The 1,946-nt window shown below is 65.9% G+C and carries 3 protein-coding genes; all 3 read left to right on the top strand.

The features are described from left to right. Positions 1 to 44: 44 nt before the first annotated feature. The 3 genes from OC610_RS26605 to OC610_RS26595 are packed head-to-tail and all read left to right on the top strand — an operon-like array spanning position 45 to position 1,910. A complete protein-coding gene (locus OC610_RS26605; RefSeq protein ID WP_181287586.1) occupies positions 45 to 422 on the top strand; it encodes a septal ring lytic transglycosylase RlpA family protein in 378 nt (125 codons plus the stop codon). A 49-nt stretch (positions 423 to 471) separates the two neighbouring features. Then, positions 472 to 1,533: a calcium/sodium antiporter gene (locus tag OC610_RS26600; protein WP_264432198.1), complete on the top strand. Its 1,062-nt coding sequence runs from the start codon at positions 472 to 474 to the stop codon at positions 1,531 to 1,533. Then, positions 1,530 to 1,910 carry a carboxymuconolactone decarboxylase family protein gene (locus tag OC610_RS26595; RefSeq protein WP_264432196.1) on the top strand — a complete coding sequence of 127 codons (381 nt, stop codon included), beginning with the start codon at positions 1,530 to 1,532 and terminating at the stop codon, positions 1,908 to 1,910. The genes OC610_RS26600 and OC610_RS26595 overlap by 4 nt, the downstream gene beginning before the upstream one ends. Positions 1,911 to 1,946 lie beyond the last annotated feature (36 nt).

Raw genomic sequence — 1,946 nt, 5'->3', positions numbered from 1 at the left:
TCGCGAGCAAGCTCGCTCCCACATTTGTATTTGGAACCTCTCAGATGAAGCGTCTCCTCGGCGCCTGCGCCCTGCTGTCCCTGCTGGCCGGCTGTGCCAGCCAGAGCGGGACGGTCGATCCACACGGCTACGACCAGACCGGCGTCGCCTCCTATTACGGCTCCAGGCACCATGGCAAGCGCACCGCCAGCGGCGAGCGTTTCGACCAGCATGGCCTGACCGCCGCGCATCGCCAGTTGCCATTCGGCACCCGGGTGAAAATCACCAACCTTGGCAACGACGAGAGCGTCGTGGTCCGCATCAACGATCGCGGCCCGTACACACGCGGTCGCCTGATCGACGTATCGCGCGCCGCTGCCGAACAATTGGGCATGTTGCGCACCGGCACCGCGCGGGTACGCGTGCAAGCCCTCGACGATTGATAGACGGAGCCCGGCCATTTCCCTGATCAACGCCCTACCGCTGCTCAGCCTGCTCGAACTGTTCGGCGCCCTGCTGTTGCTGATCGCCGGCGCCGAACTGCTGGTGCGCGCCGCCGTCGGCCTCGCGGCACGCTTGCTGGTGCGACCGTTGATCATCGGCCTGACCGTCGTCGCCTTCGGCAGCAGCGCGCCGCAAATGGCCGTCAGCCTGCAGGCGACCCTGGCGCAGAACGCCGACATCGCCGTGGGCAGTGTGATTGGCAGCAGCATCTTCAATATCCTCGTCACCCTCGGGCTGTCGGCGCTGATCATCCCGCTGCGCGTCTCGCGCCAACTGGTGCGCCTCGACATCCCGCTGATGATCGGTGCCAGCCTGCTGGTGTTCGTGCTGGCCTGGAACAAGGAACTGACCCGACTCGACGGCGTCTTGCTGCTGGCCGCCCTGGCGGTGTACCTGGGCTTGTTGCTGCGCCAGTCCCGGCATTCGGGGCGACCGCACCCGCTGGGGGGCGAAGTGGTGCACATGACCTGGCCCAAGAGTCTGGTGATGATCGTGTCGGGCCTGGGAATGCTGGTTTTCGCCGGTCACCTGTTGCTGGGCGCTGCGGTGGAAGTGGCCACGGACCTGGGCTTGTCGGAGCGCATCATCGGCCTGACCATCGTGGCCGTCAGCACGTCGCTGCCGGAGCTCGCCACTTCGCTGATCGCCGCCCTGCGGGGCCAGCGGGACATCGCGGTGGGCAACGTGATCGGCAGCAACCTGTTCAACCTGCTGGGCGTGCTGGGGGTGGCCGCCCTCGCCTCGCCGTCACCGCTGTCGGTATCGCCCAATGCCCTGGACTTCGACCTGCCGGTGATGCTCGGCGTCGCGGTGCTGTGCCTGCCGGTGTTCTATTCCGGTTATCGCGTCACCCGCGCCGAAGGCTTGCTGTTGCTGGGCTTGTACCTGGCCTACGGGCTGCACGTGGTGTCGTTTACCACGGGCATGCCATTGGCCGGCCAGCTGGAACGGCTGATGCTGTTCCATGTGCTGCCGGCCCTGCTCGCGTTTCTGCTGTTCACCTCGGTGCGCGCCTGGCGCCGCCAACACCACAAGAGGGATTTGCCATGACCGACACTCCAAAGACCGGCCTCGACATGCGTCGCCAGGTGATGGGCGATGCGTTCGTCGACCGCGCCCTGGGCAACGCCACCGAATTCACGCAGCCATTGCAGGATTTCGTCACCGAGCATGCCTGGGGCAGCGTCTGGAGTCGCGAAGGGTTGCCGCTGAAGACCCGCAGCCTGATCACCCTCGCCGCCCTCACCGCGCTCAAGTGCCCGCAGGAACTCAAGGGCCACGTGCGCGGCGCGTTGAACAATGGCTGCACCGTGGAAGAAATTCGCGAAGCGCTGCTGCATTGCGCGGTGTATGCGGGCGTGCCGGCGGCGATCGATGCGTTTCGGGCGGCGCAGGAAGTGATCGATAGCTACCAGAAACCCGAGTGATCGTTAGATCGCTATCGCGAGCAAGCTCGCTCCCAC

It is taken from the genome of Pseudomonas agronomica (genome assembly GCF_025917275.1).
Lineage (GTDB): Bacteria > Pseudomonadota > Gammaproteobacteria > Pseudomonadales > Pseudomonadaceae > Aquipseudomonas > Aquipseudomonas agronomica.
The sequence above is the reverse complement of the archived record's forward strand: the minus strand, read 5'-3'. Positions and strand labels throughout refer to the sequence as shown.